The 22466-nt window shown below is 61.4% G+C and carries 18 protein-coding genes; 12 read left to right on the top strand and 6 right to left on the bottom strand.

Translation table 11 applies throughout. The annotated features are described in order from the left end of the window. The first annotated feature begins 20 nt into the window (after positions 1-20). The 3 genes from GYM47_RS03320 to GYM47_RS03330 are packed head-to-tail and all read left to right on the top strand — an operon-like array spanning position 21 to position 3108. Positions 21-1052: a histone deacetylase family protein gene (locus GYM47_RS03320; RefSeq protein ID WP_153843991.1), complete on the top strand. Its 1032-nt coding sequence runs from the start codon at positions 21-23 to the stop codon at positions 1050-1052. Next, positions 1049-2155 carry a class II histone deacetylase gene (locus GYM47_RS03325; protein WP_153843992.1) on the top strand — a complete coding sequence of 369 codons (1107 nt, stop codon included), beginning with the start codon at positions 1049-1051 and terminating at the stop codon, positions 2153-2155. The genes GYM47_RS03320 and GYM47_RS03325 overlap by 4 nt, the downstream gene beginning before the upstream one ends. Further along, positions 2152-3108 (top strand): branched-chain amino acid transaminase, encoded by a 957-nt coding sequence (locus GYM47_RS03330; protein ID WP_153843993.1) that lies wholly within the window; start codon positions 2152-2154, stop codon positions 3106-3108. The genes GYM47_RS03325 and GYM47_RS03330 overlap by 4 nt, the downstream gene beginning before the upstream one ends. Positions 3109-3160: 52 nt before the next feature. Here the strand turns inward: GYM47_RS03330 and GYM47_RS03335 are convergent, their stop codons facing one another. The 6 genes from GYM47_RS03335 to GYM47_RS03360 form a co-directional block, all read right to left on the bottom strand. Then, on the bottom strand, positions 3161-4285 hold the full coding sequence (locus GYM47_RS03335; RefSeq protein ID WP_153843994.1) for a pyridoxal phosphate-dependent aminotransferase: 1125 nt from the start codon (positions 4283-4285) through the stop codon (positions 3161-3163). Between the two features lie 25 nt (positions 4286-4310). Beyond that, the gene (locus GYM47_RS03340; RefSeq protein WP_153843995.1) at positions 4311-5693 is read right to left on the bottom strand and encodes an FAD-binding oxidoreductase; all 1383 of its coding nucleotides are present in this window, start codon (positions 5691-5693) and stop codon (positions 4311-4313) included. 35 nt (positions 5694-5728) lie between these two features. Further along, a complete protein-coding gene (locus GYM47_RS03345; protein ID WP_153843996.1) occupies positions 5729-7360 on the bottom strand; it encodes an ABC transporter ATP-binding protein in 1632 nt (543 codons plus the stop codon). A gap of 9 nt (positions 7361-7369) precedes the next feature. Further along, entirely contained in the window at positions 7370-8203 is an 834-nt protein-coding gene (locus GYM47_RS03350) for an ABC transporter permease (protein WP_153843997.1), read from the bottom strand. Continuing rightward, positions 8200-9177: an ABC transporter permease gene (locus GYM47_RS03355; RefSeq protein ID WP_139525078.1), complete on the bottom strand. Its 978-nt coding sequence runs from the start codon at positions 9175-9177 to the stop codon at positions 8200-8202. The genes GYM47_RS03350 and GYM47_RS03355 overlap by 4 nt, the downstream gene beginning before the upstream one ends. Before the next feature lie 91 nt (positions 9178-9268). Continuing rightward, entirely contained in the window at positions 9269-10825 is a 1557-nt protein-coding gene (locus GYM47_RS03360) for an ABC transporter substrate-binding protein (RefSeq protein WP_153843998.1), read from the bottom strand. 212 nt (positions 10826-11037) lie between these two features. Between GYM47_RS03360 and GYM47_RS03365 the strand changes: the two genes are divergently transcribed. The 9 genes from GYM47_RS03365 (at position 11038) to GYM47_RS03405 (ending at position 22346) form a co-directional block, all read left to right on the top strand. Further along, positions 11038-11730: a GntR family transcriptional regulator gene (locus tag GYM47_RS03365; RefSeq protein ID WP_062373147.1), complete on the top strand. Its 693-nt coding sequence runs from the start codon at positions 11038-11040 to the stop codon at positions 11728-11730. Further along, positions 11727-12749 (top strand): histone deacetylase family protein, encoded by a 1023-nt coding sequence (locus GYM47_RS03370; RefSeq protein ID WP_153843999.1) that lies wholly within the window; start codon positions 11727-11729, stop codon positions 12747-12749. The genes GYM47_RS03365 and GYM47_RS03370 overlap by 4 nt, the downstream gene beginning before the upstream one ends. 70 nt (positions 12750-12819) lie before the next feature. Further along, positions 12820-16479 carry an ATP-binding protein gene (locus GYM47_RS03375; RefSeq protein WP_153844000.1) on the top strand — a complete coding sequence of 1220 codons (3660 nt, stop codon included), beginning with the start codon at positions 12820-12822 and terminating at the stop codon, positions 16477-16479. Continuing rightward, a complete protein-coding gene (locus GYM47_RS03380; RefSeq protein ID WP_153844001.1) occupies positions 16476-17105 on the top strand; it encodes a condensin complex protein MksE in 630 nt (209 codons plus the stop codon). The genes GYM47_RS03375 and GYM47_RS03380 overlap by 4 nt, the downstream gene beginning before the upstream one ends. Continuing rightward, complete coding sequence (locus GYM47_RS03385; protein WP_231125667.1) at positions 17102-18379, top strand: hypothetical protein; 1278 nt, start codon at positions 17102-17104, stop codon at positions 18377-18379. Before GYM47_RS03380 ends, GYM47_RS03385 begins: the two co-directional genes overlap by 4 nt. Continuing rightward, positions 18376-19242 (top strand): DUF7281 domain-containing protein, encoded by an 867-nt coding sequence (locus GYM47_RS03390; protein ID WP_153844002.1) that lies wholly within the window; start codon positions 18376-18378, stop codon positions 19240-19242. Before GYM47_RS03385 ends, GYM47_RS03390 begins: the two co-directional genes overlap by 4 nt. A 248-nt stretch (positions 19243-19490) precedes the next feature. Continuing rightward, positions 19491-19967, top strand: coding sequence for a hypothetical protein (locus GYM47_RS03395; protein ID WP_153844003.1), 477 nt, complete (start codon positions 19491-19493; stop codon positions 19965-19967). A 113-nt stretch (positions 19968-20080) separates the two neighbouring features. Further along, entirely contained in the window at positions 20081-20650 is a 570-nt protein-coding gene (locus GYM47_RS03400; RefSeq protein WP_153844004.1) for a hypothetical protein, read from the top strand. A 121-nt stretch (positions 20651-20771) separates the two neighbouring features. Next, a complete protein-coding gene (locus tag GYM47_RS03405; RefSeq protein WP_168444432.1) occupies positions 20772-22346 on the top strand; it encodes a transposase in 1575 nt (524 codons plus the stop codon). The last annotated feature ends 120 nt before the right edge of the window (positions 22347-22466 follow it).

Below are 22466 nucleotides of genomic sequence, written 5' to 3' on the forward strand. Positions count from 1 at the left end.
CTAGCTAAGGACTGCGACTCATGAAGTGTTTTTACCACCCTGACCAAGCGATGCATGCGCCGCCTACCTTCCTGCTACGTGGCCAGCCCGCCGCCTCGCCAGAGGGCCCGGTGCGTGCCGAGCTGCTAACGCAGGGGTTAGCGAAGGCTGGCTTAGTGTTCACTGCGCCAGTGGAGTCAGACTCTCCCACGCTGCGTAAACGCCTGGAGCAGATTCATACGCCGCGCTATTTGACGTTTTTAGAAACGATCTACGCCCGCTGGCAGGCGCTGCCCAATGCCGCCGAGTTCGTGGCACCCAACATTCACCCCTGCGGCGGCGGCTTCCACTATCCCCGCCATCCCATTGGGCAAGCGGGCTGGCACCTGCACGATATGGCTTGCCCGCTTAGCGCGACCAGTTTTCAAGGCGCACTGGCCTCCGCCGCCACTGCTCAGGCAGCCGCTGAAGCCGTGCTGGCGGGGGAGGAAGTTGCCTATGCGCTATGCCGCCCGCCGGGCCATCACGCCGGGCCGGAGCGGGCTGGCGGCTTTTGTTTGCTGAATAACTCGGCGCTGGCCGCCACCGTGCTGCGCGAACGTTTTGCCAAGGTGGCGATCATCGATGTGGACCTGCACCACGGTAACGGCACCCAGGATATTTTCTACGCCAGGGGCGACGTATGGACAGGCTCGCTGCACGCTGACCCGAGTGATTTTTATCCCTTTTTCTGGGGCGGCGCGGACGAAGAGGGCGGCGATGAAGGTGTAGGGGCCAACGTCAATCTCCCTCTGCCGGTGGGCAGCGATGGCGAGGTCTATTTGGATGCCCTGGCGATCCTGATCGACCACCTGCAGCGCTTTGAACCGGATGCCGTCGTGGTGGCACTCGGACTCGATGCCCATAAAGAGGACCCGCTCGCGGGCCTCAACGTGGAAACCGAGGCGTTCATCGAGGTGGGAAAACGCCTGCGAGCGCTCGCGCTACCCATGGTCATCGTGCAGGAGGGTGGCTACCCCACCGAGCATTTAAGCGCCAACCTGGCGGCCTTTATGCAGGGGTTTAACGTATGAGCAGCACCGGTTTCTATTGGCACGAGCGCTGCTTTTGGCACGATCAGGGTGCCATCGGCGTATTCTCTGCGCCGGGCGAATTTCTGCAGCCCCAAGCCGCCTCGGAAAGCCCCGAGAGTAAGCGGCGGTTGAAAAATATCCTGGAAGTCAGCGGGCTGATCGACGAGCTGCACGTGGTCAAGCCCCCCGCTGCCACGCTGTCCGACCTTAAGCGTTTTCATACCCCGTGCTACCTGGATGAACTGCAGGCAGGAGACAACGCCCAGGGCGGCAATGGCGGCGACTGCGCGCCTTACATGCCGGGCAGTTGGGCGGCGGCGACGCGCTCAGCAGGGTTGGCCATTGCCGCTGTGGAGGCCGTGGCGCTGGGCGAGGTGGCTAACGCCTATGCGCTGTGCCGCCCGCCGGGCCACCATGCCGAAGCCGACCAGGGCCGAGGGTTCTGCCTGTTGGGCAATATTCCCGTGGCGGTGCTGCGTGCTCGCGCCCTTGGCCAAGTCAAGCGCGTGGCGATACTCGATTGGGACGTTCACCACGGCAACGGCCAGCAGGCGGCGTTCTATCACGACCCCGATGTCTTCACCGTTTCCATCCATCAAGCGGCCAACTACCCGCTGGAAACCGGTGGTTTCGATGAGCAGGGCGAAGGAGCCGGGATAGGCGCCAACCTGAATCTGCCGCTGCCTCCTGGCTGTGGCCTAGGGGCCTACGCGTATGCCATGGAAATGCTGGTGCTGCCCGCGCTGGAAGCGTTCGCCCCCGACCTGATCGTGGTGGCCTGCGGCTATGATGCCTGCGCCAAAGACCCGCTCGGCAAGATGCTGCTCAACAGCCAAGCCTTCGCCACCATGACGGCCCACGTCATGGCCGTGGCAGAACGCTGCTGCAGCGGCAAGCTGGTGGTGGTGCATGAAGGCGGCTACTCCGAAGGCTATGTGCCGCTCTGCGGCCACGCGGTGATTCAAACCCTCGCAGGCAGCCACACGGCTGTAGTCGACCCGCAAAACGATGAAATTGCCGCCTGGGGCTACCAAGCGCTGCAGCCGCATCAGCAGGCGCTCATCGATGGCTGGCAACAACAGTGGGAGCAAATGACCCGATGACACCGCTTTATGATCGTGACGGCTGGATTTGGCAGGATGGCCAGTGGCTGGCCTGGCGGGACGCCAAAGTGCATGTGTTCATCCATACGCTGCACTATGGCATGGGCTGTTTTGAAGGCGTGCGCGCCTACGCAGGGCCGCAAGGCCCGCAGCTGTTTCGGGTGGCGGAGCACACGCGAAGGCTAGTGGAAAGCGCCCACGCGCTGGATATTCCGCTGCCGTTTAGCGAAGCCGAACTGATCGATGCTCAGCGTGAGAGCCTGACCAAAAACGGGCTAAGCAGCGCCTATTTAAAGCCCACCGTGTTTCTGGGCGCGGAAGGCCTGGGGCTGCGTGCCCAAGGGCTGACCACTCATGTCATGATTGCCGCCTGGGATTTAGGGCCCTACCTTTCCCCGCACGCAGCGTCCCACGGACTGCGCGCCTTGACCTCCTCCTGGGCGCGCCATCACGTCAACATCAGCCTTTGCCGTGCTAAAACCAGCGGCCACTACGTGAATTCGATGCTGGCGCTCAACACGGCAGTCAAAGCGGGCTTTGATGAAACCATCATGCTCGACCCCGAAGGCTACGTGGCCGAGGCCTCGGCGGCGAACGTCTTTTTACTGCGTGATGGCGTGCTGCACACCCCGGAAGTGACCTCCTGCCTGCAGGGCATCACCCGGGATAGCGTCATTCAACTGGCCCGGGATGTGTTGGGCATCGAAGTCAAAGAACGGCGCATTACCCGCGATGAGCTTTACACCGCCGATGAGGCATTTTTGACCGGCACCGCCGCCGAAATTCTGCCGCTAAGAGAGCTGGATGGGCGCAGAATCGGCACTCGCGCCGGGGCGCCGCCCCTTAGCGAGCCGATGGCGGCGAATAGCGTGACGGCTCGGCTCCAGCATCTTTATCGCCAAGCAGTGCGCGGCGAGTTAGACGCCTACCGGCACTGGCTAACACCGGCATAACGGTGGCTGATCGCTTTTTAATCGCCCCGGCATCGCACCGGGGCAAACGGCGCTAGCCGTGCTGCTGAAGCGCTTTTTCCAGCGTGGCCAATCTGCCGGGCGCTAACGCGTCTTCGACCGCTGTAATCCGGATCACGTTGGCCAATTCCGGGTGGGCGAGGCGGGCTACCAGCACGCCCTCGGCCAACAGCTCCTGATGCACCGCCGCCGCCAACTCCGCGCTGGGTAGCCGAATGCCGACGAAGTTCGTCGCGCTGGGCAGCACGTCGGCCCCCAGGCCGATAAAGTGCAGCGCCAGCTGCTCGCGGCGGGCTTTCACCGCTTCGATGTGCTGGCGTACTTCGTCGGGGTGATCGAGCACGACTTCAGCCGCCGCCTGGGTGAACGACGACACCGCGTAGTGAATACGCACTTTCATCATCATCGCCAGCACGTCGGGCTCGGCAATCGCGTAGCCAATACGCATGCCGGCCAGGCCGTGCGCCTTGGAGAGCGTACGCAGGCGAATTACCCCCGGCAGCGCTGTGCCGAGGAACTCGCTGCCTGCATCATCACGAAAATCGCCGTAGGCCTCGTCCAGCAGCAGCCAGCACGCCTCCGGCAGCGCCTCGCGCAGCTTGAGAATCGCGCTATCGCTATGCAGGTGTCCGCTAGGATTGTCGGGGTTCGCCAGGTACACCAACCGCGCCTCTTCTTGATGGGCGGCGGCTGCCAGCGCTTCTAAATCCGGGGCGAGCACGCCGGGGGCTTCATGGTAGCTGGGCTCGATCAAGTGGCAGCCCTGGCCCTGGGCGAAGTAACCGAAGGTAGGGTAGGTGCCTGCGGTGCTCACCACCGCATCGCCCGCCGTGCAGGTAGTGCGCAGCGCCAGGGCGATCAGACTATCGGCACCGGCATCCACCAGCAGATGCTCCAGCGGAATGTTCTGCTGCGCGCTCAAGCGCTGGCGCACTCCCAAGGCCTCGGCATCGCCATAGCAGTACACGTGCTGTGCCACCGCGTCGCCAAAGTGCTCCCGCAGGGCGCGGTGCGGCATGTCTAACCCCTCGTTAGAGCCCAGCCGATGGGGAAGCTCCCGGCCAAGTTTCCGCTCCAACACTTTAATGCCCGGGAATGGGTTGTGGGGACCTTCGCCGGTCAGGTGCGCGGGGTGGCGGGGCGTTGTATGCGAGGACATGGGCGAATCCTAAAAATAAAAGTGGTTAGCTTAAAATCTTACCGCGATTCAGTAGTCGGTGTGGGTCAAGCGCGTGCTTTAGCGTCTGCATCAGTTCGATTTCCGCGCTAGAGCGGCAGGTGCTTAGCCAGGGACGTTTCTCCAGGCCGATACCGTGCTCGGCAGAGACCGAGCCGCCCAGTGCGGCCAGCGGTTGATAGACCATGGCCTCTACCTCGCGCCGAACCGGCAGCTCGGCACTGCCCGCGCTTACGGAAATATGCAGGTTGCCATCACCTAAATGGCCAAACACCACCAGTCGTGCGTCGGGCCAGCGCTTGGTCAACTGCGCTTCCAGCGCATCGGTATAGCGCTGCATCTCGGCAATCGGCAGGCTGACATCGAAGGTCAATACGGGGGCAAGGCCTTTGACCAGGCCTTCGATATCCTCGCGTATTGCCCATAGGCCGTCGCGCTGGGTGCTCGACTGCGCCAAGACAGCATCGACGATCAGCCCGCTCTCTAGCGCGCTTTCCAAGGCTTCACGAAACTGGGTAGCGTTACGCTCGGCATCGCTGCCTAGCGATTCGATGATCACATAGAAAGGGTGCTCAGGAGCAATCGGTGGAGCGTGGCGGCCAAGCGTTTCCGTCAGCAAGTGGTAGTGGTTCTGCCACATGACTTCGAAAGCACCCAAACTGCCGCCCAGCGCTTTCCCCATCTGGCTGAGCAGCCCCGTCAGTGCGTCGAAGGAGGGGCAGGCCACCATTGCGGTTTGTTCAAAAGGCGTCGGGGGCTGCAAGCGTAGCACGGCGCGGGTAACGATCCCTAGCGTGCCTTCGCTGCCGATGAAGAGCTGCTTTAAATCGAACCCGGCGTTGTTCTTCAGCATCCGGTTCATGGAGCTGACCACCCGGCCGTCGGCCATGACGGCCTCTAGCCCCAGCACCTGTTGGCGCATCATGCCGTAACGAATCACCCGCACGCCCCCGGCGTTGGTGGCGATATTGCCCCCGATGGTGCAACTGCCCCGCGCGCCCAAATCCAACGGGAACTGCAGGCCTACCTCTCTGGCGGCTTCCTGCACCCGCTGCAGCGGTGCCCCCGCCTGCACGGTCAGCGTCCCGCCCACGCGGTCTATCTCTTCGATGGCCGTCATGCGTTCGAGGGAAATCACCAGCTCGTCGGGGCATGCTTCGGCGCCGTGCACCAGCCCCGTCAAACCGCCGTGAGTCACGATTGGCTGCCTTGACTCATGGCAGGCGTGCATCACCGCCGAGAGCTGTTCTGTATCCGCCGGCCGAACGATAGCGCCTGCTTGGCAGGGGGCGCCGGTCATCCAATCCTCACGCCGACTGCTCACATCGTCGCCGGTCAATACATGAGGCGCGCCGACGATGGCACGCAGCGTTTTCAGGGGTATTTGCATGTGTGTTCCTTCGCCTATCGTGTCCATTTCGTCAATCACGCGGTGGCTGCCACGGGCGCTTCGCGGCCTGGAATGGCGTCGAGCAGGTCTTGGGTATACGCCTCACGCGGGGCGAGAAAAATCTGCTCGGCGCTGCCTTGCTCGACGATACGGCCGTATTGCATCACCACGATGCGGTCACACAGCTGAGCGGCGACGCGCAGGTCGTGGGTAATGAATAGCAGCGAAAGCGATAGGCGCTGTTTCAATTCCTCCAGCAGTTCCAGCACCTGGGCTTGAATGGAGACGTCGAGGGCGGAGACGGCTTCGTCGGCGACGATCAGTTCCGGGTTGAGCGCCAGCGCTCGGGCGATGCCGATTCGCTGGCGCTGGCCGCCGGAAAATTCGTGGGGGTAGCGCTCCACGGCGCTGGCGCCCAGGCCCACCATATCGAGCAACTCTCCTGCCTGTTTCAGTGCGGCGGCCTTCGGCGTGCCGTTGGCCATCGGCCCTTGGGCAATCGCCATGCCCACCTTAGTGCGTGGGTTGAGCGAGGCGTAGGGGTCTTGGAAGATCATCTGCACCCGGTGGCGCTCGCGGCGCAGCGCGTCGCCTTTTAGCTGCGAGAGGTTGACGCCGTCCAGCAGCAGCTCGCCGCTATCCGGATGCTCCAGGCGCACCACGCAGCGGCCCAGAGTCGATTTCCCCGAGCCGGATTCGCCCACGATACCCACGGTTTCCCCCCGGGCGAGCGTGAGCGATACGTCATTCAGCGCATGTACCTCGCGGGCAGGCTTGAACCAGCCGCCTCGCGAGCGGAACACTTTTTGCAGCCCCTTGATTTCCAGCAGCGGCGCGACCTGGTCGGTGTCGCGGTGGGGCGGCACCGCATTACTGGGAATGGCCGCAATCAGCGCCTGGGTGTAGGCGTCTTGAGGGTTCTCCAGCACAGAGCGGGCGTCACCCAACTCGACGATCTTGCCGTGGCGCATCACGCACACGCGGCTGGCAATCTCGGCCACCACGCCAAAGTCGTGGGTGATGAACATGACGGCCATGCCGCGCCGCTGCTGCAGGTCGCGAATCAGCGCCAGAATCTGCGCTTGGGTGGTGACATCCAGCGCCGTGGTGGGCTCATCGGCAATCAGCAGCGTGGGCTCTAGCGCCAGCGCCATAGCAATCATCACCCGCTGGCGCTGGCCGCCGGAAAGCTCGAACGGGTAGGCGCGAATGGCTTTCTCCGGCTGCGGAATACCGACTTCGATGAGCAGTTCCAGTGCGCGGGCCTGGCGCTCCTTGGGGGTAAGCTGACCGTGGGCTTCGAATACCTCGGCAATCTGTGCGCCGACGCGCATCAGCGGGTTCAGGGCGGTCATCGGCTCTTGGAAAATCATGCCGATTTTCAACCCGCGCAGGGTGCGGTGCTGCTTTTCCGTCACAGCGAGCAGGTCCTGCCCTTCGAACAGCACTTCGCCCTGGGTGGCGCTCACGCCTTTGGGCAGTAGGCCCATGATGGCGTTCGCCGCCATCGATTTTCCAGAGCCCGATTCACCCACCACGCACATGATTTCTCCGCGCATGACCTCGTAGCTAACGCCCTCGACCGCGAGTGCGCGGTCGGCCCCTTTCGGGAGGGCAATGCTCAATTCGCGAATGCTGAGGACCGTTTCTGTAGTGACATCCGTCATGGCGAGCTCCTAGCGTTCGCGGGAAAGTTTCGGGTTGAGGGCGTCGTCGAGTCCTTCGCCCACCAGGTTGAGCGCGAGCACCGTCAGGAGGATGGCCAAACCGGGGAAGAAGCTTAGCCACCACGCCTGACGAATGACCGTTCGCGCCGCCCCAATCATGTAGCCCCAGGACATCACGTTGGGATCGCCCAAACCGAGAAATGACAGCGCCGACTCCAGCAGGATCGCGGTGGCCACCATCAGCGAGGCAAGCACGATAATCGGCGATAACGTGTTGGGCAGAATCTGGCGCAGAATGATCGTGCTATTGGATTGGCCCACCAAGCGGGCGGCTTCGACATACTCGCGGTTGCGCAGCGACATGAACTCCGCGCGCACCAAACGCGCCACCGGCGGCCAGCTGACAATCGCAATCGCCAGGACGATCGAGGTGACGCTGGGCTGCATGATCGCCACCAGCACGATGGCCAGCGCAAAGTTGGGAATCGTCTGGAAGAACTCGGTAAAGCGCATCAGCGCGTCATCGACCAAGCCCCCGTAGTAACCGGCAATGGCCCCAAGCGGCACGCCAATCAATAAAGCAACGCAGGTGGATACCAGCCCGATCAATAGCGAGACCCACGCGCCGTGCATCAGGCCCGCCGCCACGTTACGGCCCATGGTGTCGGTGCCCAGCAAAAAGCCCTCCTGGGAGAACGGCGGCAAAAAAGGCCGCTGCACCATGCGCCAGGGCGATTCAGGAAACAGCACGGGGGCCAGCACCGCCATGGCAATCATCAGCAGCAGAATGACCAGCCCCACGAGGGCCCCACGGTTCTGCGCAAAGCGTGCGAAAAGGCTCATGACGCCCCCTTGATACGCGGATCGGCCAGGCGATACACCACGTCGGTGATGATGTTGAAGACGATGACCAGCGCCGCCGAGAAGAAGAAAATGCCCAGTAGCAGGTTGTAGTCCCGCTGCTGCAGCGCTTCGAACATCAGGCGGCCGATACCGGGCCAGGCAAACACGGTTTCGGTTAGGATCGCCCCGCCCACCATTTGCCCGGCCTGCAGGCCCGCCAGCGTGATGATGGGAAGCAGAGCGTTGCGCAGCACGTGGCGGCGCTGAATGACCCCCGGCTTGAGCCCTTTGGCCCGCGCCGTTTTGACATAATCCTGCTGAGCGGCATCCAGCATGGAGGTGCGCGTCATGCGGGTATAAATCGCCATAAAAAATAGCGCCAGCGTAGTGGCGGGGAGCACCAAGTGCTTAGCCACATCGAGCACCAGCGCAAACCCTGTGTGGCCCGCGCCCACGGTATACAGCCCGTAGGCGGGCAGCCAGCCCAGGTAAACCGAGAACACCACCACCGACATCAGCGCCACCCAAAACAGCGGCGTGGCGTAGAACACCAGCGCTAACGCCATGATCAGCGAGCCGGACGGTTTCTTGACACGGGCGGCCGCCATGGAGCCGGCCACGATGCCCAACACCAGCGAGAGTACGAAGGCGGTGCCGGTCAGCAGCAAGGTGGCAGGTAAGCGATCCATGATCAGATCGAACACCGGCACGCCCAGCCGATAGGAGTAGCCGAAATCGAGCATGGCGATACCTGACACATAGCGCCAAAGCTGCACGTACATCGGCTGGTCGAGCCCGAAGCGCTCGCGTAACTGGTCGAGAAACTCCTGGTCGGCGGCACCGGCTTCGCCCGCCAGAATGGCGGCCGGGTCCCCGGGGGCCATTTGAATCAGTAAAAAGTTAAAAATAACGATGAGAAACAGCACAATCACGGCTTTGAACAGCCGCATCAGAACGAGGCGCGCATAAACCATAAGTCGTTTCCTGAAGGATACCTTCGAGACATAGCTAACGAGCGATAGCTAAAAAAAAACCAGGCAGCTCGCGCTACCTGGGTGGCCTGGCCTAGCGATCTAACCAAGCATCTTTAAAGCCGTCGTTAACTCCCACGCCCGAGGTGACGAGGTTTTTCACATCACAGCGGTACAGCGTCGGGAAACCCAGTTCCATCAGCCAGCCGACCGGGACATCCTCATGCAAAATTTCCTGTACTTCGTGGTACAGCGCTTCACGCTCTTCATCGGGGAAGGCGGTGGCGGCCGCGTTGAAAAGTTCGTCTACGCGCTCGTTTTCATAGCCTTCGACGTTATTCCAGGGCGAGCCCTTGGCGATGTTGTCGGACAGGTAAGTGCGTGAAATCCCCAGTGCCGGATCGCCATACTGATAGAGGTAGGTAAAGGCCAGGTCGTACTCCCAATCGCCCAGGCGTTGGTTCCAGCCGCCCACGTCGGTGGCTTGGGTGCTGACGTTGATACCCACTTCACGCAGATTTTGTTGCACGGCTTCGGCCCAACGGGTCCAGGTCTCGCCGTAGGGCAGCGGTAGGATGGTGATCTCCTCCCCGTCGTAGCCCATTTCGTCGAGCAGCTCGCGGGCACGCTCAGGGTTGTGATCGTAGGGCTCCAGGTCGTCGTGTTGGAAACGCGCGTTAGAGCCAAACGCCGAGAGCGGTACGTTGCCCAGGCCGTTCCACAGCACGTCCTTGGCAAAATCGCGATCCATGGCGTACATGACCGCTTGGCGGAAGCGTTTGTCGGCGGTCGGGCCTTCGCGGTTATTCATCCATAGCATGGCGAAGGGGCTGAAGTACTCGTGGCCCTCTTCGGTCATACAGACGTTATCCATGGCCGAAAGGCGCGGAATATCGAAGTTTTCCACGGTGCCGCTGGGCAAGACATCGATGGTACCGTTTTCGAACGCCACCGCGCGGGAGCCGCCATCGGGAATCACGTGCCAGTTGACGCCATCCAGATAGGGCAGCCCCTCTTCATAGTAGTCGTCATTTTTGACCAGCTCGATGACGGTGCCGCGCTCCCAGTTGGCAAACTTGAACGGGCCCGTGCCAATCGGGTGGTCGTTATGCTCGTTATTACGGAAGTCGGTGCCCGCGTAGAGGTGCTCGGGCACCATGGTGAATGTGCCCGCCTCGAACGAGATCAGGAAAGGCCCAAATGGCTCCGTCAGTGTGAATACCACCGTGTGGTCGTCGGTGGCCTCGATGCTTTCCACATGCTGTAACACGGCCCGCGCGCTGGGATTCAACTCACGGTGGAAAACATCGGCGGAGAACACTACGTCATCGGCGGTGAAGGGTTCACCGTCGTGCCAGGTCACGTCTTCCCGAAGATGAAACGTGTAAGTGCGCCCATCGTCACTGACCTCCCACGACTCGGCCAACTGCGGCATGGGTTCTAAATCCGTGGTGTAACGCAGTAGCCCCTCATAGATATTGCCCGCGACGGTGCGGGTAGGGGCGTTTTGAATCATGCCCAGCACCAAGCCCGGCGGTTCAGGCTGAATGATCGTATCGATGGTGCCGCCCGATTGGGGCTCTTGGGCCGTGGCGGCGGTGGAAAGGGCAAGCGCTGCAGCGGTAATGGCCCAAGCCAAAGGTGTCTTCATGTTTCTTGCTCCTCGGTTATTAGCACGTAATGGGGTTACGTCGTCGTTAGGCGAGCGAGGCGTGACGGTAGCGACCGATTGTGATGTTTGTTGGAGGTCCTCTTTGACCATAGCAGCGCTTGGTTAAACTGTCGACAGTCGTCAATCGGCCGTCGACAAATAGTTCGTTTTCGTCATACTGAGCAGTATATGGATGATCGAGAGTGCACTTTATGGCCCCTCCGCTAGCCGCGCCCAATACCTACATTCAGCAGCACAACCTGGTCGAGCAGGTGGCCGATTACTTAACGCAAGCGATTATTCAGCAGCACTTTTTACCCGGCGAGCGCCTGTCAGAAGTGCAGCTCTCCAAAGACCTAGGCGTGAGCCGTGCGCCTGTGCGTGAAGCGGCGCGTTTGCTGGAGAGTCGCGGCCTGCTGATCTCGAAACCGCGACGTGGGTTTTTCGTTAGGGCGTTGAATGCCGTTGAACTGGAAGACGTCTTCGATCTGCGGCTGTGCTTGGAGCGGCACGCCATTCAGCGGTTGGCCGAGCGTTACAGCGGCGAGGCTGAGCGCGCGTTGAAACAACAAGTAGAGGTGTTGTGCGAGGCGGCCGCCAGTAACGACGGGACGCGCCGTATCGAGGAAGACCTGCAGTTTCACCGCCTCATGTTGCACTACGCAGGCAACGAGCGGCTGCTGCGCGCCTTCGATAACCTGACCCACGAGCTGCGGCTCTGTATCACGCTCATCACCAAGACCCACGAAGCCCCCGACACCATCGCCACCAGCCATTTCAAGCTGCTGGATGCCCTAGCCAGTGGCCAGGCGGCTACATGCCGCGATGCCATCGATTACCACATCGGCGTCGCCCGCGATTTCGTGGTGAAAGGGGTGAGCGACAGCGGAGCCCCCTTACCATGAAGACGTTCTTTCACGCGGATCAGGCGCTCCATCATCCGCAGACCTACTTCTCCCGGGGCAAAATGCGCACGCCTCAAGAAGTGCCCGAACGCGCCATGCACTTGCTGGCCGCTGCCAAGCGGCTGGGCTTTGATATTCGGAGTCCTGCGGATCACGGCGTGGGGCCGATCAGGGCCGTGCACTCGCTGCCCTATCTGCGTTTTCTGGAAAGCGCCCATCGGCGCTGGCAGGCGGTGGGCGAGGATTGGGGGGAGGAGGTGATCTCCAATATCTTCGTGCGTTCGCCCAACGCCCTGCGCGGCATCCTGGCCGAAGCGGCGCGCTATCTGGCCGATGGCAGCGCGCCGGTGGGGCAGCACACTTGGCACTCTGCGTACTGGTCGGCGCAAAGTGCCGTGGCGGGTGCCGAGGCGTTACTGGCCGGGGAGCCTTTCGCCTATGCGTTGTCTCGCCCGCCGGGCCACCACGCGGGCATCGACTCTGCGGGTGGTTTCTGCTTTCTCAACAATGCCGCCATTGCGGCTCAGCATCTCACCTCGCGGTTTCCGCGCATCGTCGTGCTCGACCCGGACATGCACCACGGTCAGGGCATACAGGAGATCTTCTACCAGCGCGACGATGTGCTCTATATCTCCATCCATGGCGATACCACCAACTTCTACCCAGCGGTCTCCGGTTTCGAAGAGGAGCGCGGGAAAGGGGCAGGGCTGGGCTACAACCTCAACCTGCCCATGCCGCACGGGTCAAAAGAGGCGGTGTTTTTCGACCGCTTGGCGGACGCTTGCCAGGCCATTCGCCTGTTCGAGCCCGACGCGCTGGTACTGGCACTGGGGTTCGATATCTATGAGCGCGACCCTCAAGCCAAAGTGGCCGTCTCTACCGCCGGGTTTGCGGAACTTGGCCGTCGGGTAGCAGAGCTGAACGTACCCACCCTGGTCGTGCAGGAAGGCGGCTACTACCTGGAAGGGCTGGAAGCCAACGCGGTGAGCTTTTTTGAGGGGTTGTTGGGTAAGGCGTAATCAATAAGACAAGCGCTGGAGGTGTCTGGCAAGATAGCGTTTTCGGACGTTAAACGATCAAGGACACGGCATGGCGCATCTGCTACGCATCGTGATGATTCACGGCCACCTGAACGGCGTGGTCGAGCTCAGTGTGGACGGCCACACCAATATTTGCGGTACCAACGCGTCGGGCAAAACCACGCTCCAGCGGCTGGTGCCGGTGTTTTACGGCGAGCTGCCCAACAAGGTGGTGCCGAAAACCCGCATGAAATTCGATGCGTTCTATTTGCCCCACCGCAATAGCTACCTGGTGTATGAGTACCGCCGCGAAGCGGGCAACGTGTGTCAGGCGGTGCTGACCCGCAAGCAGGAAGGCGGTGTGGAGTACCGCTTCGTCGGCGCGCCCTACCGCCCGGAAGACTACCTGGTCGACACCGAGCAGGGGCCGCTGGCGCTGGACTACACCCAGTGGGCCAGCGAGCTACGCCGCAGCGGCACGCCCGTTTCTCCCAAGCTGGGGGCCACCTCCGAGTTCCGCTCGGTGATCCAGAACGACTTTACCCAGCTCCACGGCAACAGCCGCGAGGGCTTGAAACTGCGCCAGATCGCCGCCCAATTCAGCCTGGTGAATCCCGAGCGGCGCATTCGCCATATCGAAAAGCTGGTCTCGGCGGTGCACGCCAAAGAGGGCAAGATGGACACCCTCAAGACCATGCTGGCGGCGATTTTCGAAGAGGACGGCGTCGAGCTACCCGTCACTCGCATTCGCAGTGCCAAGGCCCGCGAATGGATTGCCCAGATGCGCCAATCCATGCGCCTGGAGCCGCTGCAGGCCGCGCTGGCCAAACTCTCCGGCATCGACCGCGAGCTGGCCGAACTCGACGCGACGCTGTGGCAGCTCAAACCCCAGCTAGCCGCCGACCGGGAACGGACCCAGCGGCAAATGGCTGACCTGGAGAGCGAACTCAACCGCCATCAGCGGGAGTTCCAGGCCGAGGAGCAGGCCTACACCGAGCGGCGGGATGCGCTCAACGACCAGCACAGCGAAGTGGCAAGCGACCTGCAGCATACCCAGCGTCGCCTCAACGACCTGCAAACCCGCTTCGAGCAGTACGCCGATGCCGACATGCCCGGCCTGGAGCGGGACATCAACGCGCTGCCCCAATGGCGCGAACAGCGCGACCAGCTGCAACAACATCTGCAAGTGATGCAGGACGCAGTGAAGGAAAGCCAGGCGCGCCTGGATGGCCGACTGCGCGAACTCTCCGAAAACCTCGCCCGCCAGACCCAGGAGAGCCAGGAACTGATCGACGCGCTGGTGGAGGAGAAAGCCGAGCGCCGCGAGCAGCAGTGGCAAACCGAACAGCATCATAGCGATCGCTACCAGCAGGCTCGCCAGAGGCTGGAGAGCGAGTATCAGGCCCAGCTGGAGCTAGGCGTCGAGCAGCTGGCCGAGCTGAAGGCCCAGTTGGCCATGCCCAGCCAAACCCGCGAAGAAGCCCAGGAAGCCGAGCTGGCCCAGGCGCGGCTGGACGACGCCCAGCAGGCCCGCAGCGCGGCCGGGGCCACTCTGGAAGCGCTGCGCCGAGAGCTGGAAGCCCACAAGCGCGAGCGCGACACCGCCGAACAGCATCTCGTGCAGTGCCGCCAACAGCGCGAGCGCGCCGAGCAGCACTGCTACACGCTCTACCAGCAGCAAACCCCCGAGCAGGGCAGCTTGCGCCACTTTTTGCGCTACCACCGCCCCGGCTGGGAGCAGCAGCTCGGCAAGGTGATCGCCCCGGAACTGCTGGAGCGCCGCGACCTCGCCCCCCAACTGGCCGACAACGCCAGCGACGACCTGTTCGGGCTGGCGCTGGACCTTTCCGCCATCGCGCTGCCCGACTACGCCCAGGACGAAGCCAGCCTGCTGGCCGCCATCGAGGAAGCCGAGAGCGCCAAGGCCCGTGCCCACACCGCCTGCACCGCCGCTGAAAAGACCCTCAAGCAGCACAACGAGCGGGTACAGCAGGCCGATGACGCTCAGGACACCGCCCGCCTGGCCCACCAGCGCGCCGAGCAGGAGGTGGAGTACGCCCTGGAAGCGCGCCGCCAGCAGCAGGCTCGCCACGCAGAGAGCCAAAAAGCCCGCCGCGCCCAGATCGAAGCTGCCCTGGCCCGCCAGGAGCAGGCCCAAACCGAGCTGCGTGACGAGAAGCGCGACGCCCTGGCCGAGCTGGCCGAAACCCACCAAGGCCAACTGCTGGAACTCAAGGCCGACGCCCAGAGCCAGCTCGATGGCCTGGATGCCCAGTTACGCACCTATAAACAGCAGCTCAGCGATGCCAACGCCGAACACCAGCGCCAGCGCGCCGAACTGGAAGAGGCCTTCAGCCAGGAGCTGGCCGAACAGGGCGTCGACCCTGCCCAGCTCAAGGCCACGCGAACTCGCCTGGAAGCGCAGAACGAGCGCATTCGTAAAACTGCCGCTCGCCAGGAGGAACTGGCCGAGTACCAGCGCTTCATGCGCATCGAGTGGGGCCAGCACAAACCCCAGCTGGTGGCGGAAGAGGCCGAACTGGCCCAGCGCGACCAGCAGCTCAAACGCGATAAAGCGCATCTGAAAAACGCCTTCCACGCTGCCAGAGAGGCCCACCAGCAGGCAGTGAACGGCCTGAAGGCCCAGCGCGATAGCGCCCGAGGCACCCTGGACACCCTCACGCCGCTGCTCAACCAGTTGGACGGCCTGGAGCTAGTGGCCGAAGGAGCGCCAGCGGAAGCTAGCGTGGGCGATGTGGACGAACGCATCGAACGTACCCGCCAAGCGCTGACCAGCCGCCACCAGCAGCTAGAGCAGCTGCGGCGTGGCTGCCTGGAGGTGGAAAGCCAACTGATCAAGGACGCCAGCAGCGGCTTTGCCGATGCCCTGCAGAGCGAACGCGACAAGCTGCCCAGCGACAGCCCACGGCTACTGCTGCCGCTTTTACGCGGCATGCTCAAACTACTGGAGGATCAACAGCAGCAGTTGATTCAGGAAGGGCGCAACCTCAGCGACGACCTGGATAAGTTCTTCATCGTCTTCCGCGATTTGAACCGGCGCATCAGCGCCCAGAGCCGTCGGCTTTCGGAAGAGGTCGCCGATGACCTGCGCCTGGAAGGCATCACCAAGGCGGAAGTGCGTATTCAATCCACCATCGACGAGCTGGGCTTCTGGGAGCCGCTCAAGCTGTTCGCCCAGCGCTACAAGGCGTGGCGGGAGTCCGGCCAGACGCTGCCCAGCGACGACTACCTCAACGCCCTGGCCGACGTGGTCGATTTGCTGCGCAGCGACCAGCAGTACAGCTTCGAAAGCCTGCTGCGCCTGGAGCTGCACCTGAACGAAGGCGGCACGGACCTGGTAATCAAGAACGACCGCCAGTTGCTGGAGTCCTCCAGCCACGGCATGGCGTATCTGATTTTGTGCAAGTTCCTGCTGGCGTTTACCCGCCTGCTGCGGGGCGATGCGCACATCGCCATCCACTGGCCCATCGACGAGATCGGTACGCTGGCCTACCACAACGTCGAAAAACTGTTCGACGCCTGCGACAGCAACCGCATCCATATCGTCGGTGCCTTCCCCAACCCGGAATCCGACGTACTGCTACTGTTCGCCAACCGCTACCTCATCGAGCGGGACGCCCAGCAACAGCGCCAGCTCAAGCGTATCGAGCCGCGTCTCAGCGCGCTGGCGCAGAAAATCAAGCAGCGCCAACAGGAGGTGAGCGCATGATCGAACACGGCCCCCTGCTCGAACGCCTGCTAGCAGGCGATTTCATCTGCGCCATCAGTGAAGAGAACGCCTACCGCCACCTGGCCAACGAAGAGACCCGCGAGGCCATCGACGCCTACCTGCGCCCGCTCAATCGGCGGCTGGCCAGCAACGAGGATGCCAGCGTCTACTTCCTGGCCTGGCGGCAGCTCAACGACACCGCCCGGGAGCAGCTCTCCCGCCAGCTCGCCGACACCCTCAACAGCCTGCTGCCCATGCTGGAGTGGCTGCAACTGGTGCAGGAAGCGCTGGGCCGCGACGCCCTAGCCGCTCCTGGCGACGTGCTCAAGCCCGCCGAGTTCAGCGCCAAGTGCGAAGACAACCAGAGCCTGCGCGAGCGCCTGGAGCGGCTGGCCACAGACAGCTTCTTTGGCTCCCAGAGCGACCAGCTGGATGCCCAGGTGAAGCAGATCTTCAAACGGCTGAAAGAGCACGGCTACCTGATGCAGCCTCACAGCGAGCGGCAGGTCTTCGTGGTGACGGGCAAGATGGATTACCTGGTGGACGTAGTGCGCTTCATCCGCGACGAAGAGAACCTGCCCATCGATGCCGACGAGGACATGGGCACCCAGGAGGCCCTGCTGTGAGTCGGCGTGAGAATAGTGCTTTAGGCAATGGGGCGGGCAGTGGCGTGAGCGAGCTGGAGAGTCGCCTGCTCAAGACCGGCGCGGAGCGCCTGGCGCTGCTGGGCAAACACGCCGAGCGGCTGATGCAGGCCTACACCCGCGACGACGTACCGCTGGAAGGCCTGAGCGACGGCGCGCTGCGCAAGCTGCTGGCCGCCCGGGTGCTATGGCGGCCCGACGAGCAGAGCGGCGTCAAACTATCGCCCAAGGTGCGCGACCTGATTGCCGAAATGCTCGCCGACGAAACCCGCCGCCACGTCAATGCCGACGTGGCCGAAACCCTGGAGCTGATTCGCACCCAGGTAGATAGCTACCGGGAAGCCCGCAGCAAGGGCGAACACTGGCGCCAGGAGCAGCAGCTACTGCGCCTGCGCCAAGAGGTGGACGACCTCAACGGCCGCTTTGCCGACGCCATCGACAGCCTGTGGCAGCGGCTCAACAGCGATTTCGGCTTCGTCAGCCAGCTCAACGACAAGATCCGCGAGAACGACCGCGCCCAGAAGCAGATCGTGCGCCTGCTCGATGGCCTCGCGCTGATCGACTTCGACGAGCTGATCGCCCTGGTGGGCAGCGACGGCAGCCTGCGCAAACTGCTCATCAGCCAGCTCCAGAACCGCCTGAGCCACCACTACACCAGCCTGCGGGAAGTGCAGCGGCGGCTGATCGAACTCATGGCCCGCTTCCGCAAGCAGCAGGCCCGCAGCCGCCTGATGACCGGCATGGCCGCCTTCCTGCGCGAACACCCGGGCTTCGTGCCCGGCAACTACGCCCAGCGCAGCGAGGTGCCCGCGCTGTTCAACCGCGCCGCACCGCTCAACGCCGCCGCCGCCCCCGCGCTGGACCGCGCCCTGGACACCCGCGTTCTGGCCGAGCTGCTGCACGAACTGCCCGCCCCGCGCCACGCCGCACAAAACGTCGCCGTGGCCAACGCCGTTCAGCCCGTCGAAGAGAGCCTCGCCGCCGCCCGCCAGCAGGCCCTCAAGCTGGACGTCGAGCGCTTCTACCTCGCAGTGCTCGACCAGCCCCCGGCCGAGCCGGTCAGCGCCCTGGCGTATCTGCAAGAGAGCGGCCTGGAGTGGGCGTATGAAATCTGGCTGTTCCAGGTGATTGCCGAATACCAGGGCCTGCCGCGCAGCGAACAGCAGGCCTTCCGCCTGCAGCAAGAGGAGAGCAAGGCCAGCGCCTATAACGACCTGCGTTTGATTCACGATGTGGCCCTGGCGGTGGCGGTATGAACCTGCCCAGCCGCGCACGGGCAGGGCTCAACGGCGTGGCCCGGGAACTCAACCGCCAGCCCACGGTGGAGAAGCCCCGCCGCCAGTGGGTGGAAGACGTGGTGGCCTGGTGCCGCCAGCAGGATATCGATCTCGGCATGCGGCTTTCCAGCCAGGCCCTGCGCTTCGATGCCGAGCTGCTAGCGCAGATCGATAGCGTTCTGGCCAGCGCCCACCTCGCCCCGCTGGGCCGCTCGCTCAGCGGCCTGAGCAGCGCCGCCCAAGCCAAAGAGGGCGTGGAAGAAGACAAGGCCACCCGCGAAGGCCCCCGCGCCTGGCGCGTACTGCTCAACCTGCCGCCCCAGCCCACCCCAGGGCTTGCAAGCGAGTCGCGCTGCAGTCGCGACGTGGACGTTCGCCACCTTACGTTGGGGGCCTTCGGCGCGCTGGTACAGGTGGAAAACCTCGACAGCTTCTACGCTTTCAACCCGAACATCAGCGCCCTCAGCGGCTACGCCCAGCCGCTCATCGCCTACCGAGGCGACAACCACTACGGCGGCGGCTTCGCCCACCTGGCCGAGGTATGGCGCAAAACCCGCAGGCCGCACCTCTACGCAGGCGACTTCGACGCCAAGGGCGTTACCCTCGCGCTGGACAGCGGCGCCACGCACCTGCTGCTCCCCGACATGGCGTGGCTCACCCAACACGCCACCCCCTTGCACCAGCCCGCCGGGCAGCTCCCCTACCAACGGCGCCTGCGCCAACTCCACGTCAGCCTACCGCCCCAACACCCGCTAAGGCCTTACCTCACACTGCTGGAAAAACAGCGCGGCCTCAAACAGCAGTGGTTTGAGGGGGAATTGGTGGCGGTGGGGGCTGGTTAACGGCTTGTGGGCTTTGTGTGGCGCATCCGCCGTGCAGTGCTTTTCTTGCGGTACGCAGAGGGAAAGCAAAACGCGCAGCATGCGAATTTTGGCTATGTCGCCAAAATTCTCTTTACACGCTGTAGAATCAATGAGGTAGAGTCGATTTGATGGCTATGAAACCTCAGTCATTGTGATGTCGCGTTCATTGAGGTTTCATAGTGGGGCGTGTAATCACTATTAAGCCCAAAGGGAGTCAGGGAGTCAGGGTGTCAAAGTACGAGATTTTAAGTGTTCTCTTAGGCTGTATCGCCACGATCGTTAGTTTGATTGTTTGGTTTGGCCAAAGGAAAATTCAAAAAGAATCCAACGACCTGCAGCGGGCTACGTCCGAGCTCGCCAAAAAGCAGCTGGAAATTTTGCTGCGCGAAGAGCGAGGGAAAAATACTGCTCGACTGTCAGTCGATCTTTTCAAAGATGGCAAGACTTACCGTTTCCGCATAACCAATATCAGTGATGTAGATGCCAAAGATGTTGATTTAAACTTATTGGTAAAGCCGGAAGATAGCCCGCTAGTGAAAAATGACTACGAAGCAAAATTCCCCGTTCCAAAGCTCCAACCAGGCAGTTCAGTAACTTTAATAGCTGCGATCCACCTAGGGAGTCCTACTGCCTACAACGCAGTGCTCTCTTGGGTGAACCCGGACGGTACTAAGGTTTCGGAAGAGACCTATGCGGCATTGTAGGCTTAACAAGTCACTCAAGTTCGTTCCGGCCCTGGCGGGCCTCCACCGGACCGGTTTTCCGTTGCGCTCCAAACCGGCCGCTTAATATTAGCGTTATGTGCCACGAGGTAGTCATGAGTAAGGCCACGGTTTCAGGTCGGCAAACAACAAACACCTTCGCTTATATGTTCATTGGAGCGAAAGCGATGTTGGAGCAGGCAGAGCGAGATCAAGATAGCCAACTATACAATTTAGTAAGCTGCCTTATCTATTGTGCGTTTACTATCGAAGCTTATATTAATCATCTAGGCCAATTAAAGTGCAATGATTGGGATAGAAAAGAAAGAACGATGTCAAAGCTTAAAAAATTCAAGTCTCTTTGCGGCGAGGCTGGTATCGATCCTGATTTCAGCCAGCGCCCGTATTTAACATTACGTGAATTGTTTTTGTTCAGAGATAAAATGGCCCATGGAAAAACTACCACTGAATCTGTGCGAAAAGAAGTGGATCTTACGGGCGACTCTCTTCGCTTCACGACTGAGAGTGAGTGGCAGGAGTTTTCAACAATAGAAAATGCTAGGCGGGCCATAGAAGATACAGAAGAATTAGTCAAAGAGCTTCACGAGAAAAGTGGGCAAAATGGGAACCCTATGAACTACCTTGGTGGTGGGCTTTTCGGGGTTCAGAGGCACAATGCTACATAACCAACGCGGGCAAGGGGCGCTCCTGACGTCGCACCCCTGCCGCTGGCGTTGAGGCTGTAGAAAAACCCCTTTGACAGCCAGGTTTTGGTAGGATCGGGAAAACAGACGGGGAGTGGTCAGCATGCCGCGCTTCAAGGTTTACAACTACGATCAGAACGCCATGGTGGTGATCAACTACCAGGATCAGCTTCAGCCTGGCACCTTCGAACACGCAGTGCATTACCTGATCGAGCACAAACTCGACTTGTCGGTTTTCCATCCGGGGTATCGCAACGACACGACAGGTCGGTTGGCCTATGATCCGGCCATCCTGTTGAAGATCATCCTGTTTGCCTACTCAAAAGGGATCACCTCTAGTCGTGAGATGCAGTGGTGCTGCGAGACCAATATCATTTTCAAAGCCCTTTCCTGCGATACCGTTCCCCACTTTACCACTCTGGCAAGCTTCGTTAGTCGGCATGCCGACGAAATTGAAGCGCTCTTTGAGCAAGTGCTGTTGGTGTGCCACGAACAAGGCTTACTGGGCAACGAACTCTTTGCCATTGATGGCTGCAAGATGTCCTCCGATGCCTCTAAAGAGTGGTCGGGTACGTTCAAGGAGTTGAGCGAGAAGCGGGAGAAGCTGAGAGGCCTGGTTCGGCATCACCTGCTAGAGCACTACGCTCGTGATGAAGCCGAAACGGAAGCCGATCTGGATCGGGACATTCGCCGAGCCAGGATGATCCTCTCACTAGATGCTGCCATGAACAAAGTGGATCGCTTCCTAAAGACGCACAGCCCAAGGATGGGCCGGGGGAAGCGAATCAAGGAGGTGAAGAGCAACCTCACCGATAACGAAAGCGCCAAGATGACCACTAGTAAAGGCACGATCCAGGGTTATAACGGTGTGGCGACGGTGGATAAGAAGCATCAGATCATCATTGACGCTCAGGCCTCTGGTGAAGGCCAGGAACACCACACCTTGCAGCCCGTACTGGAAAGCGTAGAAGCGCGCTTTAAAAAGCTAGGCATTGTGGACAACATCTACCAGACAGGCACCGTCGTGACCGCAGATACAGGCTTCGCCAATGAAGCAAATATGAAGTACCTGCACGAACGCCAGATCAATGGCTACATCCCCGATAACCAGTTCCGCAGCCGAGATCCGAAGTTCGCCGACCAGAAAGATAAATACGGAAAGCGCCACCAGCACCTACCGGACAAAGGCTGGCGTGAGACGACGCCAGCCAGCGCGTTCCAGTTTGATCCAGTAGCGCTCACGTGTATCTGCCCAACCGGCGAAAAGCTGTCTTATCGCGGGCAACGAGAAACGGACACTGGCAAGGTTCGGGTACACTTTGAAGGACGTTTGCTGCAATGTCGGCACTGCCCAAAGAAATCCCGTTGCATGCAGAACCCGGGCTCGGCCGATCATCGCCAAGGCGCAGGGCGACAAGTATCTTTTATTATCGAGAACAAACGCTTACCCAATTACACAGACTGGATGAAACACCGGGTGGATAGCCCGAAGGGCAAGGAAATCTACAGCCATCGTATGTCAGTCGTAGAGCCGGTATTCGGCAACATTGGCACGACGAAAAGGCTGAACCGATTCAGTCTACGGGGTAAGAAAAAGGTGCAGGGGCAGTGGCAGCTCTACTGCCTGGTTCACAACATTGAGAAGTTAGTGAATTATGGTCATTTGGCCTCGTCATGAAGGGCTTGGAGCGGGATAAATTGCTTTGTAAGAGCAAAATACTGCCTTCATCTAGCTTTAAATGGTAGCTCAAGTGGCGGAATGCCGGTATGAATATTATCCAGCCAGATGGCTGGCTGG

It is taken from the genome of Vreelandella piezotolerans (genome assembly GCF_012427705.1).
GTDB lineage: Bacteria > Pseudomonadota > Gammaproteobacteria > Pseudomonadales > Halomonadaceae > Vreelandella > Vreelandella piezotolerans.